This window comes from Mycobacterium sp. (assembly GCF_019243155.1).
GTDB lineage: Bacteria > Actinomycetota > Actinomycetes > Mycobacteriales > Mycobacteriaceae > Mycobacterium.
Genome location: NZ_JAFAUS010000387.1, coordinates 1 through 7,296, shown reverse-complemented (window position 1 = coordinate 7,296; position 7,296 = coordinate 1). Strand labels below are relative to the sequence as shown.

Here is a 7,296-nt window from a genome sequence, read left to right as displayed (position 1 = left end):
TCGTCCAGCGCTGGATGGCCACGCCCCGCGATCGGGAAGCCCACGGCCACATCGGAACTCGCGCTGATCTTCGACAACAGCACCGCCAGGGCGGCCTGAACCACCATGAAGCTGGTCGCGTTGTGTTGGCGGCCCACGCGAGCAACCTGCTGCTGCAACTCCGCCGGCCAGTCCACCGTCACCGTTGCGCCCTGCTGATCGGCCACCAGCGGATAGGGCCTATCGGTGGGCAGCTGTAGGCGCTCGGGCAGCCCGTCCAGCGCGCGCTCCCAATAGGAAAGCTGCGCGGCGATCCGGCTATCGCCGTCAGCCAGATCACCTAGCTGCGCGCGCTGCCACAGCGTGTAGTCGATGTATTGCACGGTCAATGCCGGCCAGTCGGGGGCCAGGCCCTCGCTCCGGCGGGTGTAGGCCACGCCGAGGTCGGCGACCAGCGGGGTGATCGACCAACCGTCCGCGGCGATATGGTGCACCACGGCCACCAGCACATGTTTAGCCTCGCCGAGACGGAAAAGCGTTGCCCGCAAGGGGATCTCAGTGGCCAAGTCAAAACTGTGGTGCGCTACGGTGCCGATTGCCTCGTCCAGCCGCTCCGCCGACCAGTCACTGGCATCGACAACGTCCCAATGCAATTCGGCCCGCTCGGCGGGAACCACCAATTGCAGCGGGATCCCGTCGGGCGCCACGAACAGTGTGCGCAGGCTCTCTTGGCGGCCCACCACGTCGGCCAGTGCCGCGCCCAACGCGTCGGCGTCAAGTAACCCGTCGAATTGCAACGCCGCCGCCATGTTGTAAACCGCTGATGGGCCTTGCAATTGGTCAAGGAACCACAACCGCTGCTGGGCGAACGACAACGGCACCGCGGTAGGCCGTTCGACTGGCACCAACGGCTCGAGCCGACGTGACCCCACGCCGATGCGCGGCGCCAACTGGGCAACCGTGGGCGCCTCAAACACGGTGCGCACCGAAAGGTCGGCGTCCAAGCCGGTATTGATCGCGGCGACCAGACGCATCGCCGACAGCGAATCCCCACCCAAATCGAAAAACGAGTCGTCGATCCCGACGCGCTCGACCCCGAGCACCCCGGCGTAGATGCCGGCCAGGATCTCCTCGACCTGGGTGGCCGGGGCGCGATACCTGCCGGCCGTGTATTCCGGTGCCGGCAGGGCGCGGACGTCGAGTTTGCCACTGGGGGTGAGCGGCAGCGCCTCGATGCCTACGACCGCCACCGGCACCATGTAAGCGGGCAGCCGTTCGGCCAGCGCGGCGCGCGCCTCGGCCGGATCCGCGGCGCCGGTGACATAACCCACCAGGCGCTTGTCGCCGGGACGGTCCTCGCGGGCAAGCACGACCGCCTGCTCGACTCCGTCCAAAGCGGTTAGGGCTGTTTGGATTTCGCCCAGTTCGACGCGGTAGCCGCGGATCTTCACCTGCTCGTCGGCACGTCCCAGGTACCGCAGCTGCCCATCGGCGCCCCAACACACCAGATCCCCGGTTCGGTACATGCGTGTTCCCGGCTCGCCGAAAGGGCATGCGACAAACCGCGACCCGGTCAACCCTGTCCTGCCGATGTAACCGACCCCCACCCCGGCGCCGGCCACATACAACTCGCCGACCACACCGGTCGGCACCGGACGCAACCATCCGTCCAGCACGAATAACGCCGCGGTCGGCACCGGCGCGCCGATCGGCGGCGGCCCCGTCCCGGCGGTCAGCGCACTCATCGACGCGTAGACGGTGGCCTCGGTAGGGCCGTAGGCATTGATCACCAGTCGCCCTGGCGCCCACCGATCGACCACCTCGGCTGGACACGCCTCACCGCCGAGCAGCAACGCGACCGACTCCAACCCCTCAGCCGACAGCGCCACCACCGCCGACGGGGTCTGGGTCAACACATTGACTCGTTCGCTGACGAGCAGGGCATGGAAGTCGTCGGGTGAGCCCGCCACCGAGTCGGGCACCACCACCAGCCGACCACCGGTCAGCAGCGCAGCCCAGATCTCCCACACTGAGAAGTCGAAGGCATACGAATGGCACTGCGTCCAAACCTGTTCCACCGGCAGACGTTCGGGCATCGAATGCGCCAAGTGGGTCAAGTTCTGATGGGTGATCGCCACCCCCTTGGGCACACCCGTGGTGCCCGAGGTGTAGATCAGGTAGGCGATATCGCCGGGACTCGGGTCCGGCAAGGCCGTATTCGGTTGGGCTGCAACGGCGGAGTCGTCGACGTCGATGGTCGGCAAGTCGTGCGTGGCGATCCGGTCACGAAGGCCGGCCGCGGTGATGACGGCCGCCGGCGCGGCATCGGCCATCATGAAGTCGATCCGCGCCGCCGGCAACGCCGGGTCGATAGCCAGGTACGCCGACCCGGTCTTCAATACCGCAAGCATCGCGACGACTGCCGAGGACGAACGTTCCAACAGCAGTGCGACCCGCTGCCCTGCGCCGACTCCTTGGCCGATCAGGAAGTGCGCCAACCGGTTAGCGGCTTCGTCGAGATCGCGATAGGTCATGGAGCGGCCGTCGAATGTCATCGCTGCCGCCTGCGGGGCGCGGGCCACCTGCTCGGCGAACAGCGCTGGAATCGACATCGGCGGTGGCCCCGGCCGGGTCAGCGCGGCACGGTTGCCGACCGCATCCAGCCGGGCAAGCTCGCCGGCCTCGAGCAGATCGATCGACGACAGCCGCCGGGCCGGGTCGGCGGTCATCGCGACCAACACCCGCTGGAACCGGTCGATCAGCGCCTCAATGTTTTCGGTGTCGAACAGGTCGGTGTCGTACTCGGCGCGAAGCCCGAGTTGGCCGCCCGGGGTGGCTTGCACCGTCAGCGGGTAGTGGTTGAATTCGCGGCCACTGAACTCGGTGATGGCCAGCTGGTGGTCGCCGCCGGCCAGCGTCGCGGTGTCGACGGGGTAGTTCTCCAACACGAACAAGGTGTCAAACAGCTTGTCCTGGCCGGTGATTCGGTGAATTTCGCTGAGCGCCAGGTGTTGGTGTTCAAGCGTGTCGGCGTAGGCCGTCTGCAATTGGTCGAGCAGGTCGGCGGTGGTGCTGGATGCAGTGATGCGCGCCCGTACCGGCACGGTGTTGATCAATAGGCCGACCATCGATTCGGCACCGGCCAAATCGGCCGGCCTCCCCGAGACCGCGGTGCCGAACGCGACGTCGTGCTGGCCGGTCAGCCATGTCAGCAGCTGCGCAAAGCCCGCCTGCAGCACGGTGTTTACGGTGGTGCGATGAGAGCGGGCCAGCTCGCTCAGCGCCTGTGTGGTGTGGGCGGACAGCCGCGCCGAGGCCACCCCGCGCCGGCCGAGCTCTAACCGATCCGGCGGGCCGACGAGAGTCGGAGTGTCAAAGCCGGAAAGCACTGTGCGCCAAGCGGTGTGGGCGGCGTCCAGATCACGGGCGGCCAGCCATGCGGCAAACGCCCGGTATGACGCGGCCGCGGGCAGCCGCTGCCCGTAATAGGCGGCAAAGATTTCCTGCAGCAGGATCGGCAGCGACCAGCCGTCGAGCACGATGTGGTGGTTGGTCAGCACCAACCGGTACTGCTCCGGGGCGGTGCGGATGACGGCCACCCGAAAGACGGGCCCGCCGGCCAGATCACACACCGCGGCGCGTTCGGCCGCACAGATCCGCTTGATCTGCTCGTCGACGTCGCCGCCGTCGAGTTCGGTATACCGCCACCCCGGCGCAGGATCGGCCGGGATGATCTGCACCGGCTTCCCGAACCGTTCAAAGAACCGAGCAGCCAAGTTGGGATGCCGGTTGGTCGCGGTCTGCACCGCGTCACGCAGCCGGTGGGGGTCGAGCGTGCCGGTGACGGTGATGTCCAACTGCGACGCGTACACATCGTCGCCGTTGCCTTGCGCGGTGTTCGCGTGAAAGAACAGTCCCTGCTGTAGGGGAGTCAGGGGCAGAACGTCAGCGATCCGCATATTGCCGCTCCAGCTCGTCGATCTGCTGCTGGCTCAATCCGGAAAGCGTGATGTCCGACGGGGTCAGTCCGCCGCCACCGCCGCGCACATGGGCGCAGATGCCGGTGAGGGCGTCGAACCACAGTTCAGCAAGGCGGCTGACCTGACCGTGGTCCAGCGCCGACGGCGCCCAGGTCCAGGTGGCGTGCAGACGAGGTCCGGCGTCGGTGTCCTCGGTGGCGGCGTTGAGCTCCACGGTGTGCGCCAGCGGCATCGGTACGGCTGCCGTCGTCGCAGCCGCGGTCACGCTGTTGTGGCTGATCCCCCACAGGTCACCCGAGAGCTGGGCCGGCGCACCGCCCAGCCGGCCCAGGTAGTTGAAGCCGATCGGTGGGTCGGACTCGGGCAGGTCGACCTCTGAGTTCAGGTAGCGCAGCAGGCCGTAGGTCAACGGATCCGGCAGCGTGCGCAGCTGTTCCTTGGCGTCCTTGATCACCGTGCCGAGCGCCGCCGATCCGCCAGTCACCTGAGCCCAGGACAGCCCGCCCACGGCCAACGACACCGGGTACTTGGTGGTGAACCACCCCACGGTGCGTGAGAGGTCAACTTCGGCGGCCAACTCATCGGCGCGGCCATGGCCTTCCACGTCGATACCGATTGGTGTGGCCCCGTCGGTGCCCACAAACTCCGCGACCGCCATCCCGAACGCGATCAGCAAGATGTCATGGATGCCGGCGTGGAATGCCGCGGGCACCTCACTCAGCAGGATTTCGGTGGTCTGCGTGTCCAGCTGCATCGACAACCGTCCGGCGCTGGCATAGGTGTCCACGGCGGCTCGCACCGCCGGCAGCACCGCTGGGGCCGCCGCGATCTGCCGCCATGACCCCGCCAGGTCGACGACCGCCGCGGCGTTCGCGTGCTCGGCCAGCAGCGCCGACCACCGGGCGAACGAGGTGCCGCCCGCAGGCGGGGCTATCGGCTGTCCGCTGCGGTGTTGCGCCCAGGCGATGTTGAGGTCCTCCAACAAGATTCGCCACGAGACCCCGTCGATGGCCAGGTGGTGAACGATCACCGCCAGTTCACCGGTGTCGGCCGCCCACAACGCGCTGAGCATGGTGCCGCTGGCCGGGTTCAACCGGCCCCGCGCCGCCGCCAGGGCTTCGTCGGAGAGCGCGTCAACCGATCGCAGGCTTGCGGCGGCGTCTACCGTGCCGTCCTCGGGCACCCACAGCGACCAGCCTCCTGCGCCGTCGTCATCGACACGCAGGCGCAGCGCGGCGTGCCGGTCCAGCAGGGTTTGCAGCACGAGCACGACGTCGGACTCGGTGACCCCTGCCGGTGCCTGCACGATCACCGTCTGGTTGAACTCGTCGACGGGGCCGTCCACGGCGTGCAGCCAGCGGATGATCGGCGTGGCGATCACCGGCCCGATGCCCGTGTCGACCGGTCTGTCCGCGTCGTCGGCGACCGTGGCCACCCGGGCCACCCGGGCCACGGTCTGCTCGACGAAAATGTCACGCGGCCGACAGATCACCCCCGCCCCGCGCGCCCGGGCCACCACCTGCATCGACAGGATGCTGTCCCCACCCAGGTCGAAGAACGAGTCATCGACGCCCACGCGCTGAAGACCCAGCACGTCGGCGTAGATGGCGGCCAGGATTTCCTCCATCGGATCGCCCGCGGCGCGATACTCACTGACGGTGTATTCCGGTGCCGGCAGGGCACGCGTGTCCAACTTGCCGTTGGCGGTCAGTGGCAGCGCCTCGACGCCGACGACGGCGGCCGGGACCATGTAGGCCGGGAGCCGCTCGGCGAGCGCGGCGCGCGCCTCGGCCGGGTCTGCGGTGCCGGTGATGTAGCCGACGAGGCGTAAGCCGGCGGGACCGTCCTCGCGCGCAATCACCGCCGCCTGCTCGACGCCATCCAAAACGGTTAGGGCGGTTTGGATTTCGCCGAGTTCGATCCGGTAGCCGCGGATCTTGACCTGCTCGTCGGCGCGGCCAAGATATTGCAGCTGCCCGTCGGCTCCCCAGCGCACCAGGTCCCCGGTGCGGTACATGCGGGTCCCCGGCCCGCCGAACGGGCACGCCACGAAGCGCGACCCGGTCAGTCCGGCCCGACCGAGGTACCCAACCCCGACGCCGGCGCCGGCCACGTACAACTCACCGATCACCCCTGTGGGCACCGGGCGCAGCCAGCCATCGAGCACGAACAGGCCCGCGCCGGGGACCGGGGAGCCGATCGGCACCGCCGGCGTGCCCGCGGCGAGCGGGGCGCTGATGGCCACACACATCGTCGTCTCGGTGGGGCCGTACGCGTTGACCATCACCCGTCCGGGCGCCCAGCGGTCCACTACCTCGAGCGGGCAGGCCTCACCCACCGTTACCAGCGCCGTCGACTCCAAACCCTGCTCGGAGAGCATCGCCACCGCGGACGGGGTCTGAGTCAGCACGCTGACCTGTTCGGCAACCAGCAGGTCGTGGAGGTCCTCCGGTGAACCGGCCACCAGTTCGGGCACCACCACCAGGCGCCCACCCCGCAGCAGCGGTCCGAAGATCTCCCAGACCGAAACGTCAAAGGCCAACGAGTGGCTGTGCGTCCACACGCCCGCTGCGGGCAGCCCGGCGTCCAAGGCGGCCAGCAGTTGGGTCACGTTGCGGTGGGTGATGGCCACGCCTTTGGGCACGCCGGTGGTGCCCGAGGTGTAGATCAGATAGGCGACATCGTCCGGGTCCGGCGTCGGTAATGCGTTGGCGGGCTGAGCGTTTAGGGCGGGGTCGTCGACGTCGATGACCGTCAGGTTGTCGCCGTCGAGCAACTCCGACAGCTCGCCGGTGCTGATTACCACCGTCGGTGCGGCGTCGCTGAGCACGAATCGCATTCGCGCCGACGGGACCGCCGGGTCGATCGCCAGGTACGCCGCCCCGGTCTTGAGGACGGCCAGGATCGCCACGATCGCCTCGGCCGAACGCGAAAAGAGCAGCGCCACACGGTGACCCGGGCCCACACCGCGGCCTGCCAACAGATGCGCCAACCGGTTGGCGGCCTGATCGAGTTCGCGGTAGGTCATCGACAGGTCGTCGACGGTGACCGCGACCGCCTGCGGTGTGCGCTCGACGTGATCGGCGAACAACGCCGGGATTGACATCGCCGCAACGGGTTTGGTCAACCCCGCACTGTTACCCAGCTCTGCCAGGCGGGCGTGCTCGGGCTCGTCGAGCAGATCGATCGATGACAGGGTGCGGGTGGGGTCGGCGGTCATCGCCGCCAGCACCCGTTGCCACCGGGCGACGAGTGCCTCGATGGTGTCGGGGTCGAAGACATCGGTGCGGAACTCGACCGCTCCGCTGATCCCGGCGGGCGCGCCCGCTTCGGTCCA

At 68.5% G+C, this 7,296-nt stretch carries 1 pseudogene; it reads right to left on the bottom strand.

Annotation, left to right across the window (positions count from 1 at the left end):
* Nucleotides 1-7,296, bottom strand: a pseudogene (locus tag JOZ00_RS20080) (amino acid adenylation domain-containing protein); the annotation flags it as partial.